Here is a 16,101-nt window from a genome sequence, read left to right on the forward strand (position 1 = left end):
GGGCCGCGGGTGTCAGGTCAGCGCGGTGGCGGCCACCCCGGCGGCCTCGGCGACCAGCGCGTCGTCGTACGGCGTGTCCGGGGTGGGCCCGGTGGTGAGCACCGCCAGGACCAGGGGAGTGCCGTTTTCGGTCCAGGCGACGCCGACGTCGTTGGCGGTGCCGTAGGAACCGGAGCCGGTCTTGTCGGCGATGGTCCAGGACTTGGGCAGGCCGGTGTGGAAGCGCTTGGCGCTGGTGGTGTTGCCCAGCAGCCAGTGGGTGAGCAGGGCGCGGTCGCGGCGGTCGAGCGCGTCGCCGAGGACGAGGCGGCCGTACGTGCGGCCGATGGCGCGCGGGCTGGTGGTGTCCGTGCGCCGCCACGGCTCGGCGGAGTTGAGTTCCGTCTCCCAGCGGTCCAGGCGGGTGACCCGGTCATCGAGCGAGCGGGCGAAGCGGGTGATCGCCGTCGGGCCGCCCAGTTCGCGCAGGAGCAGGTTGCCCGCGGTGTTGTCGCTGTAGCGGATGGCCACGTCGGCGAGTTCGGCGACGGTCATGCCCTCGGCCAGGTGGGCCTTGGTGTGGTCCGAGCCGTCGACCAGGTCGGCCTCGGTGTAGTGGATCCGCCGGGAGAGGACCTCGCCGTGGTGGTCCAGGTCCCGCAGGACGGCAGCGGCCGCCAGGGTCTTGAAGACCGAGCAGATCGGGAAGCGGTCGTCGACGCGGTGCCGGACGGTGCGGCGGGTGACGGGGTTGTGGGCGTAGACGCCGAGGCGGACGCCGTGTTGCTCCTCCAGAGCCCGCAGCCGGGCTTCCGGGCCGCGGTCGGGGGAGGGGGACGCGGCGTACGCGGGTGCCGCGGCGGCCGATGCGCCGAGGAGGCTGAGGCCGGCCGCGGTCATCACGCGGCGGCGGGTCGGGAGGTTCCTGGCCGTGGTCCGGATGGCGTTCTCCTTCGGTCGGCCGGGCCGAGTGCCCGGTCGGTACGGTCGGTCCGGTCGGTACGGTCGGTACGTGAGAAACGATCTCCGCATGATGTGACGCGGGACCGGGCCGCCGGGGTTGCGACACCCGGGGGCCGGGGCCGGGTCCGGCCGTCCGGGGCGTCGGCCGCCCGCGGGCAGTCCAACGGCCGTGCCGTCGACCGTGGTTGTACGTCCGCGGGCCGATGACCGGCCTCGGCCGCCCGGCCTACGATCCCGGCATGCCCGCCCCTGTGCCGCCGCCCCCGCTCAAACGCCTGCCGCCCAGCGCCTGGACGGTGCTCGTGTGGTGCGCGAGCACCCTGTTCACCCTGCTGACGACCGTCCGGCTGCCCGGTGAGACCGAGCCCGGCCGCTGGCCCGCGGCCCAGCTCTACCGCTGGGACGGACTGACCATGACGGTGCTGTCCACCGCCCTGGCGGTGTACGGGGCCCGGCTGCTGGGGCGCCGGCCGCTCGGTGGCCTGGCCGCGCTGATCGTGGCCGCCATCGGCGAGACGAGCACGCTCGGGGTGGGCGAACTGCCCATGGCGCAGTACCTCACGGTCATGGTGGGGCTGTACTTCGTCGCGGCGGCCCGGCCCCGGCGCACGTCGGCCGCCGCCCTGGCCCTGGCGGTCGGCACCCTCGCCGTCTTCATCGCCGTACGGCTGCTGCGCGGCTGGGCGGTCGGCATGTCGGCCGAACTGGCCGTGGCCCTGGTCACGGTGATCGCCTGGCTGCTCGGCCACTCCGCGCACCAGGCGCGCGAGCACGCGCGGCGGATGAACGAGCGGAGTGCCGCCCAGGCGGTGACGGCCGAACGGCTACGCATAGCACGGGAGATGCACGACACGGTCGCCCACAGCATCGGCATCGTCGCCCTCCAGGCGGGCGCGGCGGCCCGGGTGGCGGCGACCCAGCCGGAGGCGGCGCGCGAGGCGATGCGGGCGGTGGAGGCCACCGGCCGGGAGACGCTGGCCGGGCTGCGGCGGATGCTGGTCGCCCTGCGGGCGGCGGACGCGGGGGAGCCGGGCGCGGGAGACCGGGCGGCCGCGGAGGGAGCGGAGGCGGGGGTCGCCGGGCTCGACGACGTGGACCGGCTGGCCGCCGCGACGACCTCGGCGGGCGTGCGCGTGGAGGTGCGGCGCCTGGGCGAGCCGCGCCGGCTGCCGCCCGACGTCGACCTGTCGGCGTTCCGCATCATCCAGGAGTCGGTCACCAACGTCGTACGGCACTCCGGGGCGCCCTCCTGCCTGGTCACCGTCGACTACGGCGAGGACGTGCTCGCCCTGGAGGTCACCGACGACGGCCGGGGCCACGGCACCGCCACGGACACCGGGTTCGGGCTGGCCGGGATGCGTGAGCGGGTGGCGCTGCTGCACGGCGAGTTCTCCGCCGCGCCCCGTCCGGAAGGCGGGTTCCGGGTGGCGGCGCGGCTGCCCGTGCCGGCGGAGGCCTCCTGATGGCGGTCCGGGTGCTCCTCGCCGACGACCAGCAGCTCATCCGCACCGCGCTGCGCATGGTGATGGCCGACCTGCCCGACCTGGAGGTGGTGGGGGAGGCGGCCACGGGCGGCGAGGCGGTGGCGCTGACCGGGGAACTGGACCCGGACGTGGTGGTGATGGACATCAGGATGCCGGGCATGGACGGCATCGAGGCGACCCGCCGGATCACCGGGGGCGCGGGGGACGCGATCACCGGGGGCGCCGGGGACGCGCGGATCGTCGTACTGACGACCTTCGACGACGACGAGTACGTGTACGGGGCGCTGCGCGCGGGCGCGTCCGGCTTCCTCGTCAAGGACATGGCGCTGGACGACATCATCGGGGCGGTGCGGGTGGTCGCCGCCGGGGACGCGCTGATCGCGCCCAGCGTCACCCGGCGGCTGATCCAGGACTTCGCCGGCCGCACCGCACCGGCCGGCGGCCGCGCCCGGCGTGAGCTGACCGGCATCACCGAGCGGGAGCGGGAGGTGCTGACCCTGGTCGGCACCGGGCTGTCCAACGCGGAGATCGCCGACGAGCTGTGCATCAGCGTGGCGACCGCCAAGACGTACATGACCCGGCTGCTGACCAAGCTGGACGCGCGCGACCGCGTCCAGTTGGTGATCACCGCGTACGAGGCGGGGCTGGTGTCGGCCGGGCGGTGAGCGAGGTCTCGGCCACGGGCGCCCCCGCGCGGCCCACGGCACGGGCGCGGTGGGCGAGAATGGGTGCCATGAGTCTGTTCCGCGACGACGGCATCGTGCTGCGCACCCGCGAGCCGGGTGAGGCGGAGCGGATCGTGCCGTGCTCTTCCCGGGGGCGGGCGCTGGGCCTCCGTCCGGGCGGCCGCCGGGGGGCGCGATGAGTCTCTTCCGCGACGACGGCGTCGTCCTGCGTACGCAGAAGCTCGGCGAGGCCGACCGGATCATCACGCTGCTCACGCGCGGGCACGGGCGGGTGCGGGCGGTGGCCCGGGGGGTGCGGCGGACCAAGTCGAAGTTCGGGGCGCGGCTGGAGCCGTTCTCGCACGTGGACGTGCAGTTCTTCGCCCGGGGCAGCGAGCTGGTGGGGCGCGGGCTGCCGCTGTGCACGCAGAGCGAGACCATCGCGCCGTACGGCGGCGGGATCGTCAGCGACTACGCCCGCTACACCGCCGGCACGGCCATGCTGGAGACGGCGGAGCGCTTCACCGACCACGAGGGCGAACCGGCGGTGCAGCAGTACCTGCTGCTGGTGGGCGCGCTGCGCACGCTCGCGCGGGGGGAGCACGCGCCGCACCTGGTGCTGGACGCGTTCCTGCTGCGCTCGCTCGCGGTGAACGGGTACGCGCCGAGTTTCGGCGACTGCGCGCGGTGCGGGCTGCCGGGGCCCAACCGGTTCTTCTCGGTGGCGTCCGGCGGCTCGGTCTGCGCCGACTGCCGGGTGCCCGGCAGTGTCGTACCCTCGCCGCAGACGCTCGCACTGCTCGGCGCGCTGCTCACGGGGGACTGGGAGACCGCGGACGCGTGCGAGCCGCGGCACGTGCGGGAGGGGAGCGGGCTGGTGTCCGCCTACCTGCACTGGCACCTGGAGCGGGGGCTGCGCTCGCTCAGGTACGTGGAGAAGCGGTAGAGACCGCTCCGCAACACTCAGGGAGACGAGGAGCACATGGCCGTACGCGGGATCCTGGGGCGCCGGCGACGCGAGTACCGGGCGCCCGAGCCGCACCCGTCGGGCGCGCGTCCGCCGAAGCTGCCGGGGGAGCTGGTGCCCGAGCACGTGGCGATCGTCATGGACGGCAACGGCCGCTGGGCCAAGGAGCGGGGACTGCCGCGCACCGAGGGGCACAAGGTCGGCGCCGAGCGGGTGCTGGACGTGTTGCAGGGCGCGGTCGAGATCGGTGTGCGCAACATCTCGCTGTACGCCTTCTCCACGGAGAACTGGAAGCGGTCGCCGGACGAGGTGCGCTTCCTGATGAACTTCAACCGTGACTTCATCCGCAAGACGCGGGACCAGCTCGACGAGCTGGGCATCCGGGTGCGGTGGGTGGGGCGGATGCCCCGGCTGTGGAAGTCGGTCGCCAAGGAGTTGCAGGTCGCGCAGGAGCAGACCAAGGACAACGACCGGCTGACGCTGTACTTCTGCATGAACTACGGCGGTCGGGCCGAGCTCGCGGACGCGGCGAAGGCGATGGCGGAGGACGTGCGGGCGGGGCGGCTGGACCCGGCCAAGGTCAGCGAGAAGACGATCCAGAAGTATCTGTACTACCCGGACATGCCGGACGTGGACCTGTTCCTGCGGCCGAGCGGTGAGCAGCGCACGTCCAACTACCTGCTCTGGCAGAGCGCGTACGCGGAAATGGTCTTCCAGGACGTCCTGTGGCCGGACTTCGACCGCCGGGACCTGTGGCGGGCCTGCCTCGAATTCGCCTCCCGGGACCGCCGCTTCGGCGGCGCCGTCCCCAACGAGGAACTCCTGGCCATGGAGGGCCGCCCGGAGGAGGGCTGACACCCGGTCCGGCCGGGGGCCCCGGCCCCCGGCCGAGTCGCTCCGGTCAGGCGGAGGCCTCCGCGCAGTCCTTGCAGGTGCCGAAGATCTCCACGGTGTGGGCCACGCTCACGTAGCCGTGTTCCGCGGCGATCGCCTCCGCCCATTTCTCGACGGCGGGGCCCTCCACCTCCACCGCCTTGCCGCAGACGCGGCAGACCAGGTGGTGGTGGTGTTCGCCGGTGGAACAGCGGCGGTAGACCGACTCGCCCTCGGAGGTGCGCAGGACGTCGACCTCGCCGGCGTCGGCGAGGGACTGCAGGGTGCGGTAGACCGTGGTCAGGCCCACCGAGTCGCCCTTGTGCTTGAGCATGTCGTGCAGTTCCTGCGCGCTGCGGAACTCGTCGACCTCGTCGAGGGCCGCCGCGACAGCGGCGCGCTGCCGGGTGGCGCGGCCCTTCACGGGCGGTCCTGCCGTCGTCACCGGTTGCCTCCTTCGCCGTCCGGCATCTGCCGGGGCCATTGTGCCAGCCCGCGTCGCACGCGGTCAGGCGCCGGCCGCGCCGTCCGCCGCGCGCGTGGCCGGAATCGCGCACTCCGGCGGGTCCCCGTCGGGCCGCGCCGCGGCGAGCGCCCGGGCGCGGCGCCGGGCCAGCGGGGCGGCGAGCGCGGTGAGCGCGATGAACGCGGCGATGGTCAGCAGCACGATCGTCGCCCCGGGCGGCACGTCCTGGTAGTACGACGTGACCGTGCCGCCGAGCGTGACGCCCACCCCGATCGCGACCGAGATCGCGAGGGTCGCCGCGAAGCTGCGGCCGAGCTGCTGGGCGGCGGCCACCGGCACCACCATCAGGGCGGAGACCAGCAGCAGGCCCACCACCCGCATCGCGACCGTCACGGTCACCGCCGCCGTGACGGCGGTCAGCAGGTTCAGCGCGCGCACGGGCAGGCCCGTCACCCGGGCGAACTCCTCGTCCTGCCCGACCGCGAAGAGCTGGCGGTGCAGCCCGAGGGTGACCAGGACGACGAACGCGGCCAGCAGGCAGATCGCGGTGACGTCGGAGGGCGCCACCGTCGAGAGCGAGCCGAAGAGGTACGAGGTCAGGTTGGCGTTGGAGCCGCCGGGCGCGAGGTTGATGAACATGACGCCGCCCGCCATACCGCCGTAGAAGAGCATGGCCAGCGCGATGTCGCCGCGGGTGCGGCCGTACCAGCGGATCAGTTCCATCAGCACGGCGCCCACCACGGACAGCAGCGTCGCCATCCACACGGGCGAGGCGCCCAGCAGGAAGCCGAGGCCGACGCCGGTCATCGCCACGTGGCCGATGCCGTCGCCCATCAGGGCCTGGCGGCGCTGGACGAGGTGGATGCCGACGGCGGGCGCGGTGACGCCGACCAGGACGGCGGCGAGCAGGGCCCGCTGCATGAAGGCGTAGTCGAGGAGTTCCATCAGCTCAGCAGTCCAAGTCCGGTGCGGATCGGGCCGGCGCCGGCGGCGTCGTCGTGCGGGTGTACGTGGTCGTGGCCGGGCTGGGCGTGCTGGCCGACCGCCTTCGGCGGCGGGCCGTCGTGCACCACGCGGCCGTCGCGCAGCACGACCGCCCGGTCGATCAGCGGCTCCAGCGCGCCGAGTTCGTGCAGCACCACCAGCACCGTCGTACCGGCCGCGACCTGTTCCTCCAGGGTCCGCGCCAGCACCCGCTGACTGGCCAGGTCCACGCCCGCCATCGGCTCGTCCATGATCAGCAGTTCGGGTTCGGCGGCCAGCGCGCGGGCGATCAGCACCCGCTGGTGCTGGCCGCCGGACAGGGCGTGCACGGAGTCCTTCGCCCGGTCCGCCATGCCGACCAGGTCGAGGGCGCGGCGTACGGCCGCGTGGTCGGCCTTGCGGAACAGGCCGAAGCGGGTCCGGGAGAGCCGGCCCGAGGCGACGGTCTCGGTGACCGTCGCCGTCACCCCGCCCGCGGCGGTCGTGCGCTGGGGCACGTAGCCGACGCGGGCCCAGTCGCGGAAGGCGCGGCGCGGGGTGCCGAACAGCTCGATCTCGCCGGCCGTCACCGGCACCTGGCCGATGACGGCCCGTACGGTCGTCGACTTGCCGGAGCCGTTCGCGCCGAGCAGCGCGACCACCTCGCCGCGCCGCACGGTGAGGTCGATGCCGCGCAGGACGGGGCGGGGGCCCAGGTCCGCGCGCACGCCCCGCAGGGCGACGACCGGCCCTTCGGCGGCGGTGCCGGGGTTGTCCATGGCGTCCTCCCTGGCTGTCACTTCGCGCCCAGCGCCTTGCGCAGGGCCTGGAGGTTGGAGTCCATGACCTGGAGGTAGTCCGTGCCGCGGGACTTGGCGGTGATGCCCTCGATCGGGTCGAGGACATCCGTCCTCAGCCCGGCGTCCCCGGCCACGGTCCGCGCCGTCCTGTCGCTGACGAGCGTCTCGTAGAAGACGGTCGTGACGCCGTCGGCCTTCGTCATGCGCTCCAGGTCCCGCACCCGGGCCGCGCTGGGCTCGGACTCCGGGTCGAGGCCCTTGATGGCCTCCTCGGTCAGCCCGTAGCGCTCGGCGAGGTAGCCGAAGGCGGCGTGCGTGGTGATGAAGACCTTGCTCCTGGTGTTGCGCAGTCCGGTCTCGTACCGGGTGTTCAGCGCGTCGAGCTCCTTGACCAGGGCGGCGGTGTTCTTCCGGTAGTCCGCCGCGTGCGCCGGGTCGCCCTTCTCGAAGGCCTTGCCGACGCCCTGGGCGACCTGCGCGTAGCGCACCGGGTCGAGCCATACGTGCGGGTCCTTGCCGCCGTTCTCCTCGCCCGGGTGGGTGTCGTGGGCGGCCGCGTGGCCGCCGACCTCGTTGCCGTGCTCCTCCAGGGTGGTCAGGGAGGCCGCGTCGATCTTGGTTTTGATCCCCGACTGGGCGACGGCCCCGTCCACGGAGGGCTGGAGGCCCTTGAGGTAGAGGACGGCGTCGGACTCCTCCAGGCGCGCGGTCTGCCGGGCGCTGATCTCCAGGTCGTGCGGCTCCTGGCCGGGCTGCGTGAGACTGGTGACGTGGACGTGGTCACCGCCGATCCGCTCGGCGAGGAAGGCCATCGGGTAGAACGACGCGACGACGTCGTACGTGCCCTTGCCGCCGCCGGCCGCGGCGCCGGCGGAGGTGCAGGCGGAGAGGGTTCCCAGAGCGAGGGCGGTGGTGGCCGCGGCCGCGGACCCGGATATGAGGTGGCGCCGACGTACGTTCATGACAGTCATTTTCAACAAAAATGGAAACCGTTGTCAACAAGCGGGGGTGCCTTCTTACCGGCACCGATTTGATTGAGGGGGAGCCCCCGCCGGTACCCTGAAGCATTCGCTCTGAAGCGTCTCGCTTCGTCGAAGCGCACCGTCGCTTCGTCGCCCGTCGTCGTAATGAAGAGAGCACCGTGGCCGCCGACAAGATCGACACCATCGTCAGCCTGAGCAAGCGCCGTGGCTTCGTATTCCCCTGCAGTGAGATCTACGGCGGCCAGCGCGCCGCCTGGGACTACGGGCCCCTCGGTGTCGAGCTCAAGGAGAACCTCAAGCGCCAGTGGTGGCGCTACATGGTGACGTCCCGCGAGGACGTGGTCGGCATCGACTCGTCCGTGATCCTGGCCCCCGAGGTCTGGGTCGCCTCCGGACACGTCGCCACCTTCACGGACCCGCTGACCGAGTGCACCTCCTGCCACAAGCGGTTCCGCGCGGACCACCTGGAGGAGGCCTACGAGGCCAAGCACGGCCGCGTCCCGGAGAACGGCCTCGCGGACGTCAACTGCCCCAACTGCGGCAACAAGGGCCAGTTCACCGAGCCCAAGCAGTTCTCGGGCCTGCTCTCCACCCACCTCGGCCCCACCCAGGACTCCGGCTCGATCGCCTACCTGCGCCCCGAGACCGCCCAGGGCATCTTCACCAACTTCGCCCAGGTGCAGACCACTTCGCGCCGCAAGCCGCCGTTCGGCATCGCCCAGACGGGCAAGTCGTTCCGCAACGAGATCACGCCCGGCAACTTCATCTTCCGCACCCGCGAGTTCGAGCAGATGGAGATGGAGTTCTTCGTCAAGCCGGGCGAGGACGAGAAGTGGCACGAGTACTGGATGGAGCAGCGCTGGAACTGGTACACCGGCCTGGGCCTGCGTGAAGAGAACATGCGCTGGTACGAGCACCCCAAGGAGAAGCTCTCCCACTACTCCAAGCGCACCGCCGACATCGAGTACCGCTTCAACTTCGGCGGCAGCGAGTGGGGCGAGCTCGAGGGCGTCGCCAACCGCACCGACTACGACCTCTCCTCCCACGCCAAGGCCTCCGGCCAGGACCTCTCCTACTTCGACCAGGAGGCCGGCGAGCGCTGGACGCCGTACGTCATCGAGCCCGCGGCCGGTGTCGGCCGGGCGATGCTCGCCTTCCTGCTCGACGCCTACGTCGAGGACGAGGCGCCCAACGCCAAGGGCAAGATGGAGAAGCGCACCGTGCTGCGCCTCGACCACCGCCTGGCCCCGGTGAAGGTCGCGGTCCTCCCGCTGTCCCGCAACCCGGAGCTGTCGCCGAAGGCCAAGGGCCTGGCCCAGGCGCTGCGCCAGCACTGGAACATCGAGTTCGACGACGCCGGCGCCATCGGCCGCCGCTACCGCCGCCAGGACGAGATCGGCACGCCGTACTGCGTGACCGTCGACTTCGACACCCTGGACGACAACGCGGTGACCGTGCGCGAGCGTGACTCGATGAAGCAGGAGCGCGTCTCCCTGGACCAGATCGAGGGCTACCTGGCCGGCCGCCTCGTCGGCTGCTGACCCGCCCCACCGCTTGCGACGCCGTACGGCCGCCGGATCACTCCGGCGGCCGTACGGCGTTTCGCGTTTCCCCCGCCCGGGTCACCGGAAGAGTGAATGACGGATGACAGATATTGAAATTTGTCATTCGTCATGCGATGCTCGTGGCATGACGATGCGAACCACCACACTCGGAACCACCGGACCCCGGGTCTCCGCCCTCGGCCTCGGCTGCATGGGCATGTCCGCGCTGTACGGCGAGGCCGACCGCGCCGAGTCCATCGCGACCGTGCACGCCGCCCTGGACGCGGGCGTGACCCTGCTGGACACCGGCGACTTCTACGCCATGGGGCACAACGAGATGCTGGTCGGCGAGGCCCTGCGCACCGCCCCGGCCGCCGCCCGCGACAAGGCGCTGGTCAGCGTGAAGTTCGGCGCGCTGCGCGACCCGGACGGCAACTGGTCGGGGTACGACGGCCGGCCCGCCGCGGTGAAGAACTTCGCCGCCTACTCGCTCCAGCGCCTCGGCGTGGACCACATCGACGTCTACCGGATCGCCCGCCTCGACCCGGACGTCCCCATCGAGGAGACCGTCGGCGCGATCGCCGAGCTCATCGAGAAGGGGCACGTCCGGCACGTCGGCCTGAGCGAGGTCGGCGCCGACACCGTCCGCCGGGCCGCCGCCACCGTGCCCGTCGCCGACCTCCAGATCGAGTACTCGCTGATCTCTCGCGGCATCGAGCGGGAGATCCTGCCCGCCACCCGCGAGCTCGGCATCGCCGTCACCGCCTACGGAGTGCTCTCGCGCGGCCTGATCTCCGGCCACTTCACCCGCGACCGGCAGCTCGCCCCCACCGACTTCCGGGCGCACTCACCCCGCTTCCAGGGCGAGAACCTCCAGCACAACCTGAACCTCGTCGAAGCGCTGCGCGAGGTCGCCGACGGCAAGGGCGTGAGCGTCGCGCAGATCGCCATCGCCTGGGTGCTCTCGCGCGGCGAGGACATCGTGCCGCTGATCGGCGCCCGCACCCGCGAGCGGCTCGACGAGGCTCTCGGCGCGCTGGACGTCACGCTCGACGCCGCCGACCTCGCCGCGATCGAGGAGGCCGTACCGGCGGACGCGGCCGCGGGCGAGCGCTACCCGCGGGCGCAGATGGCACATCTGGACAGCGAACGCTGACCGGCGCGGCAGGTACCTTCTAGGCATGTCACCCACCACCGAGACCCTGACCGCCGAGCGCATCCTCGAGGCGACCGAGGAGGTGCTGCGCCGGCACGGGCCGGCGAAGGCCACCGTGGTGGACGTGGCCCGCGCGCTGGGCGTCAGCCACGGCAGCGTCTACCGCCACTTCCGCACCAAGGCCGCGCTGCGCGAGGCGGTGACCAAGCGGTGGCTGGACCGCACGTCGCAGGCGCTGGCCGGGATAGCCGCCGACGAGGGGCGCGACCCGGAGGCGCGGCTGCGCGACTGGCTGCGGGCGCTGTTCGAGGCCAAGCGCCGCAAGGCGGGTCACGATCCCGAGCTGTTCGCCACGTACTCGGTCCTGGTCGATGAGAGCGGCACGGTGGTCGAGGAGCACCTCGCCGAGCTGACCGCCCAGCTGACCGGGATCGTCGAGGCGGGCGTCGCCGCGGGCAGCCTCGCCTCAGCCGACCCCGCCGCCACGGCCGGCGCCCTCTTCCACGCGACCGGCCGCTTCCACGACCCCTGCTACGCCGGGGAGTGGAAGCGGCCGGAGATCGAGGGGGAGCTCGAGGCCGTCCTCGATCTCATGCTGCGCGGACTGCGGGCGCCCGTCAGGTGATCTTCAGGGTGACCGGCTGGGAGTGCACGGCACCGCCTGAGGTCGCCACCCGGACAACCTCGGTGCCCTTGTTGGTGAACTTGCGGACCACCGTGAAGGTGTTGCCCTTCTTGACCGCGGTGGTCGTGCGCAGCGTGTTCCACTTGCCGTTGACCTTGTGCTGGAGGACCAGCGTGCTGCCCGCCTTCAGGCCGACCGTGCGACCGGTGAACGTCACCGACTGACCGGCCTTGATGGTGGTGTGGTTGACCTTGACGGCGATCGACCGCATCGCCGTCATGCTGGGCTTGGAGGTCGGCTTGGCCGTGTGCGTCATGCTCGGGGTGGGCTTCGGCGCGGTGACGGCGTAGGCGCCGGCCGACCCGGCGGCCAGCAGGGCGGCGGACAGGGTGCCTGCGGCCAGTGTGCGGACGCAGCGGCTGTGGAGGGTGGACTTCATGGCGGACTCCCGCTCCTTTTCGACGAATTGCCCCCCTCTGCGCGATCGGGGCCCGCGGGGCCCGATCGCGCTCCTCCAAGGTCGCCCGAGGGCCGGGCGACGGCCACCCGAAAAGGGTTGCACTCAGGGTAGAAGTACCCCAACACACGGTGAAAAGGGCAGGTCAGAGGTGGTCGTGACGCTTACTTTTTTCTTACCTTTGATTCCGTTGGGCACACTGCCCGTCACGGTCAGCCGATCGTGCGCGGCAGGCGCAGGCTGAGCAGGCCCGTCAGGACCACTCCGGCCAGCTGGACCAGGAGCGTGGTGACCAGCGCGTCCCTCATGCCCAGGCCCTGCGCCAGGGACAGGAACAGCGTGCCCAGGGTGGCCACGCCCAGCGCCAGGGACGACTGCTGGGTGGTGACCATGACCCCGCTGCCCACGCCCGCGCGGGCGGCCGGCACCTCGGAGAGGACGATCCGGAAGATCACGGGCAGTTGGAGCGCCTGACCGGCGCCCGCCACCGCCGCCCCGGGCAGCAGTTCGACCAGGCCGAGGTGCGGCCAGGACCGCCAGGCGGCCAGCGCCAGCAGGCCCACGCCCACCGTCTGGATCAGCGCGCCCGCCGTCACCACACGGGTGCCGTACCGGGCGACCAGCCGGGGACCGGCCAGCGAGACGAAGAAGAAGACCACCGCCATCGGGGCCAGCGCCAGACCCGCCGGGACCGGGCCGAGTCCCGCGCCGCGCTGCAACGCCACCGCGATCACGAACATGAAGCCGCTGAACCCGATCGAGAACGGCATGATCAGCAGCAGCCCGCGCCGCAGGGACACCAGGCGGAACAGGCTCGGCGGCACCAGCGGCGTACGCCCGAGCCGGTCGGCCCTGCGCTCCACCGCCCAGAACACGCCCGCCACCAGCGGAAACGCGGCCATCGACAGCCACGTCCACAGCGGCCAGTGCGCCGCGCGGCCCTCGGTGAGCGGGACCAGCAGCGCCAGCAGGGCCGCCGCCAGCAGCACCGTGCCGGGGCCGTCGACCGGCTCCGGGTGCTGCGAGCGGGTCTCGGGCACCGCGCGGGCGGCCAGCAGCAGACCGGCGATCACCACCGGCACGTTGACCAGGAACACCGAACGCCAGCCCGTGCCCCAGACGTCCGCCGCGACCAGGACACCGCCGAGGATCTGCCCGGCCACCATGGACAGGCCGGCCGTCGCGCCGTACAGGCCCATCGCGCGGGCCCGGCGGGGGCCGGAGGTGGCGGCCTGGATGGTGGCCAGCACCTGCGGAAGCATCGCGGCGGCGGACGCGCCCTGCGCCACGCGCGCCGCGACCAGCGTCCAGGCGCCGGGCGCGAGCCCGCAGGCCAGCGAGGTCAGGCCGAAGGCGGCCATGCCGCCGAGGAAGAACCGGCGCCGGCCGAACAGGTCGCCGAGCCGGCCGCCGAGGACCAGCAGGACGGCGTACGCCACTCCGTAGCCGGCGACGACGAGTTCGAGGACGGCCTCGCTCGCGTGCAGGTCCCGCCCGATCGTGGGCAGGGCGACGTTGACGATGAAGAAGTCGATGAGGGGCAGTGCCGCGGCCAGCAGCACCGTGAACAGTCCGAGGGCGCCGAGCGCGGGTGGCGCCGCGGAGCCGGGGCGGACGAGGCGTGAGGAGATGGTTTCGGTCGTCACGCCTTCGAGCCTGCGGCCGCGCTCAGACGGGTACCAGAGTGTCCTTGTCCTGGTACCAGAAGTACCTGGAAACAGGGTCGGGGCGAGGGCAAGCTGTAAGCATGACGACCATGGCACGCGAGACGACGGTGCGGGAAGCGACCGCGAGCCGAGCGCGGCCCGAGCGGATGCGTGAGGCCGAGATCCGCAGGCACGAACTGGCCGCCTTCCTGCGCCACCGCCGCGAGCACACCGCCCCCGAGCGGGTCGGGCTGCCGCGCGGCCGCCGGCGCCGCACCCCGGGGCTGCGCCGCGAGGAGGTCGCGCAGCTCTCCGCGGTCGGCGTCACCTGGTACACCTGGCTGGAACAGGCCCGGGACATCCAGGTGTCCGGGCAGGTCCTGGACGCCCTCGCGCGCACCCTGCTGCTCGACCCCGGCGAGCGCGCCCACCTCTTCCAGCTGGCCGGCGTCACCGACCCGGCCCCGACGACCGTGTGCCCCTCGGTCACCCCCGCACTGCGGGCGGTCCTGGAGCAGATGGAGCCGTTCCCGGCCTGCCTGCAGAACAGCAGGTACGACATCCTCGCCTACAACCGCACCTACGGCCTGCTCTTCTGCGACCTCGACGCGGTGCCCGTGGAGGACCGCAACTGCATGATCCTCGCCTACACCAACGAGGAGTGGCGCTCCTCGATCGTGCACCTGGAGGACGCGCTGCGGCACATGGCCGCCCGCTTCCGCTCCGCGATGGCCGGCCACCTCGCCGAGCCCGCCTGGAAGACCCTGCTCAAGCGGCTGCGCGACCAGTCCCCCGACTTCCGCGAGGCCTGGGACCGGCACGAGGTGATGACCCCCGCCGGCAAGCGCAAGGAGTTCCGCAACCCGTACGTCGGCCGTCTCACCGTCGACCACACCGACCTGTGGCTCAGCCCTGAGCCCGGCCCGCGCATGGTCACCTACGTCCCGGCGGACGAGGAGTCGCGCGAGCGCCTGGAGAAGCTCCACGCGATCGCCCTGGAGCGCCGCTCCTGACGCGCCCGGCGGAGAGCCGGGGCCCCCGGAGAGCCGGGGCCCCGGTGAGCCGGGTCAGACGCCGGCGCCCGCCGCCTGGCGCACCTCGTTCTCCTGGAGGCGGTCGGCCGTGCGCTCCGCGGTGCGCCGGGCCCAGGTGCCGGAGGTGAGGGCGCCCAGGACCAGGACGGCCGCGCCGCAGGCGACCAGCACCCACCAGCCCGGGCGGGCGGCCGAGACGAAGGCCTGACGGTACGGGGAGGAGCCCACGCCCGAGGCGAGCAGCGCGCCGACGACCGCGACCCCGAGGGTCTGGCCGAGCTGGCGGCTGGTGGAGGCGACCGCGGCGGCGACCCCGGCCTGGGCGCGCGGCATGCCGGAGACGGCCGTGTTGGTGATCGGGGCGTTGACGAAGCCGAAGCCGATGCCGAACAGGACGTATCCGAGGGCGAGCGTCCCGTTCGACGTCTCGGCCTCGAAGGCGGCGAACAGGACCGCGCTCGCGGTCATCGCGGCCCCCGCGATCAGCAGGGGCAGGCGCGGGCCCCGGCTGCCGACCAGCCGTCCGGACAGCGGCGCGCACAGGAAGGCGGGGGTCGCCATGGGCAGCATCCACAGGCCCGCGTGCAGGGCGTTCAGACCGCGTACGTTCTGCAGGTACAGCGTGGACAGGAACAGGAAGCCGCCGAGGGCCGCGAAGGCGCTGACCGCGATGACGGTGGCCCCGCTGAACGGAGCCGAGCGGAAGAAGCGCAGGTCGATGAGGGGCTCGTCGCGGCGCGGCTCGTACCACAGCAGGCCGAGCAGGGCCGCGAGGGCGATGGCGGCGAAGGGCAGCACGGCGGTGAGGCCGGAGTCGGGGGCCTCGATGATGGAGTAGGTCAGCGCGCCGAACAGGGCGATGACCAGCGCCTGGCCGGCCGGGTCGGGGCGGCGGGCCTTCGGGGCGCGGGACTCGGGCACGAAGCGCAGGGTGAGCAGCAGCGCGGCCAGGCCCACGGGAAGGTTGACCCAGAAGATCGAGCGCCAGCCGACCGACTCCACCAGCAGGCCGCCCACCAGCGGCCCCGCGGCCATGGATATGCCGACCACGGCGCCCCAGGCGCCGATCGCCCGGGCCCGCTCGCGCGGGTCGGTGAAGGTGTTGGTGATGATCGACATGGCGACCGGGTTGAGCATCGAGCCGCCGACCGCCTGCACCATGCGGAAGACGACGAGCAGTTCGAGGCTGGGCGCCAGGGAGCACAGCAGTGATCCGAGGCCGAAGACGACCAGCCCCGCCATGAAGACCCGCTTGCGGCCGATGCGGTCGGCCGTGGAGCCGGCCAGCATCAGCAGCGAGGCGAGTACCAGCGTGTAGGCGTCGATGGTCCACTGCAGACCGGAGGTCTGCGCGTGCAGGTCGCGCTGGAGGGAGGGGAGCGCGACGTTGAGAACGGTGTTGTCGAGGCTCACGATCAGCAGGCTCATGCAGCAGATCGCGAGCACCAGCAGACGCCGGCGGTGGCTGAGCTCGGGCATGGGTTCCAGCCTAGCCG

General features: G+C 72.8%; 17 protein-coding genes. 9 read left to right on the forward strand and 8 right to left on the reverse strand.

The window, feature by feature from the left end:
* Positions 1 to 12 precede the first annotated feature (12 nt).
* Entirely contained in the window at positions 13 to 879 is an 867-nt protein-coding gene (gene bla / locus IE217_RS22080; RefSeq protein WP_190179650.1) for a class A beta-lactamase, read from the reverse strand.
* 302 nt (positions 880 to 1,181) lie between these two features.
* Here bla and IE217_RS22085 point away from each other — a divergent pair, with 302 nt between their 5' ends.
* From IE217_RS22085 to IE217_RS22105, 5 genes are all read left to right on the forward strand, one after another.
* Complete coding sequence (locus IE217_RS22085) at positions 1,182 to 2,405, forward strand: sensor histidine kinase (RefSeq protein ID WP_190179651.1); 1,224 nt, start codon at positions 1,182 to 1,184, stop codon at positions 2,403 to 2,405.
* Entirely contained in the window at positions 2,405 to 3,091 is a 687-nt protein-coding gene (locus tag IE217_RS22090; RefSeq protein ID WP_190179652.1) for a response regulator, read from the forward strand. Before IE217_RS22085 ends, IE217_RS22090 begins: the two co-directional genes overlap by 1 nt.
* 68 nt (positions 3,092 to 3,159) lie before the next feature.
* Entirely contained in the window at positions 3,160 to 3,291 is a 132-nt protein-coding gene (locus tag IE217_RS22095; RefSeq protein ID WP_190179653.1) for a recombination protein O N-terminal domain-containing protein, read from the forward strand.
* Entirely contained in the window at positions 3,288 to 4,037 is a 750-nt protein-coding gene (gene recO, locus IE217_RS22100; RefSeq protein ID WP_190179654.1) for a DNA repair protein RecO, read from the forward strand. Before IE217_RS22095 ends, recO begins: the two co-directional genes overlap by 4 nt.
* 36 nt (positions 4,038 to 4,073) lie before the next feature.
* Complete coding sequence (locus IE217_RS22105) at positions 4,074 to 4,913, forward strand: isoprenyl transferase (protein ID WP_190179655.1); 840 nt, start codon at positions 4,074 to 4,076, stop codon at positions 4,911 to 4,913.
* A 46-nt stretch (positions 4,914 to 4,959) separates the two neighbouring features.
* On the opposite strand, the gene IE217_RS22110 is transcribed toward IE217_RS22105, so the two are convergent.
* The 4 genes from IE217_RS22110 to IE217_RS22125 all read right to left on the reverse strand — a co-directional run bounded on the left by IE217_RS22110 (position 4,960) and on the right by IE217_RS22125 (position 8,122).
* Positions 4,960 to 5,376: a Fur family transcriptional regulator gene (locus IE217_RS22110; protein ID WP_190179656.1), complete on the reverse strand. Its 417-nt coding sequence runs from the start codon at positions 5,374 to 5,376 to the stop codon at positions 4,960 to 4,962.
* A 63-nt stretch (positions 5,377 to 5,439) separates the two neighbouring features.
* Positions 5,440 to 6,342 (reverse strand): metal ABC transporter permease, encoded by a 903-nt coding sequence (locus IE217_RS22115; RefSeq protein ID WP_190179657.1) that lies wholly within the window; start codon positions 6,340 to 6,342, stop codon positions 5,440 to 5,442.
* The gene (locus IE217_RS22120) at positions 6,342 to 7,139 is read right to left on the reverse strand and encodes a metal ABC transporter ATP-binding protein (protein WP_190179768.1); all 798 of its coding nucleotides are present in this window, start codon (positions 7,137 to 7,139) and stop codon (positions 6,342 to 6,344) included. The genes IE217_RS22115 and IE217_RS22120 overlap by 1 nt, the downstream gene beginning before the upstream one ends.
* Before the next feature lie 17 nt (positions 7,140 to 7,156).
* Complete coding sequence (locus tag IE217_RS22125) at positions 7,157 to 8,122, reverse strand: metal ABC transporter substrate-binding protein (protein WP_190179658.1); 966 nt, start codon at positions 8,120 to 8,122, stop codon at positions 7,157 to 7,159.
* A 179-nt stretch (positions 8,123 to 8,301) separates the two neighbouring features.
* Here IE217_RS22125 and IE217_RS22130 point away from each other — a divergent pair, with 179 nt between their 5' ends.
* From IE217_RS22130 to IE217_RS22140, 3 genes are all read left to right on the forward strand, one after another.
* Complete coding sequence (locus IE217_RS22130; RefSeq protein WP_190179659.1) at positions 8,302 to 9,684, forward strand: glycine--tRNA ligase; 1,383 nt, start codon at positions 8,302 to 8,304, stop codon at positions 9,682 to 9,684.
* A 148-nt stretch (positions 9,685 to 9,832) separates the two neighbouring features.
* Positions 9,833 to 10,843 carry an aldo/keto reductase gene (locus IE217_RS22135; RefSeq protein ID WP_373298095.1) on the forward strand — a complete coding sequence of 337 codons (1,011 nt, stop codon included), beginning with the start codon at positions 9,833 to 9,835 and terminating at the stop codon, positions 10,841 to 10,843.
* 25 nt (positions 10,844 to 10,868) lie between these two features.
* Positions 10,869 to 11,468, forward strand: a complete 600-nt coding sequence (locus IE217_RS22140) for a TetR/AcrR family transcriptional regulator (RefSeq protein WP_190179660.1) — start codon at positions 10,869 to 10,871, stop codon at positions 11,466 to 11,468.
* Here IE217_RS22140 and IE217_RS22145 read toward each other — a convergent pair.
* Complete coding sequence (locus IE217_RS22145) at positions 11,461 to 11,907, reverse strand: hypothetical protein (protein WP_190179661.1); 447 nt, start codon at positions 11,905 to 11,907, stop codon at positions 11,461 to 11,463. The genes IE217_RS22140 and IE217_RS22145 overlap by 8 nt on opposite strands.
* Before the next feature lie 230 nt (positions 11,908 to 12,137).
* Positions 12,138 to 13,571, reverse strand: coding sequence for an MFS transporter (locus IE217_RS22150; RefSeq protein WP_190179662.1), 1,434 nt, complete (start codon positions 13,569 to 13,571; stop codon positions 12,138 to 12,140).
* Between the two features lie 101 nt (positions 13,572 to 13,672).
* Here IE217_RS22150 and IE217_RS22155 point away from each other — a divergent pair, with 101 nt between their 5' ends.
* Positions 13,673 to 14,584: a helix-turn-helix transcriptional regulator gene (locus tag IE217_RS22155; RefSeq protein ID WP_190179663.1), complete on the forward strand. Its 912-nt coding sequence runs from the start codon at positions 13,673 to 13,675 to the stop codon at positions 14,582 to 14,584.
* A gap of 54 nt (positions 14,585 to 14,638) precedes the next feature.
* Here IE217_RS22155 and IE217_RS22160 read toward each other — a convergent pair whose 3' ends face one another.
* Positions 14,639 to 16,084 (reverse strand): MFS transporter, encoded by a 1,446-nt coding sequence (locus IE217_RS22160; protein WP_190179664.1) that lies wholly within the window; start codon positions 16,082 to 16,084, stop codon positions 14,639 to 14,641.
* Positions 16,085 to 16,101 lie beyond the last annotated feature (17 nt).

It is taken from the genome of Streptomyces naganishii JCM 4654 (assembly GCF_014650575.1).
Classification (GTDB): Bacteria; Actinomycetota; Actinomycetes; order Streptomycetales; family Streptomycetaceae; genus Streptomyces; species Streptomyces naganishii.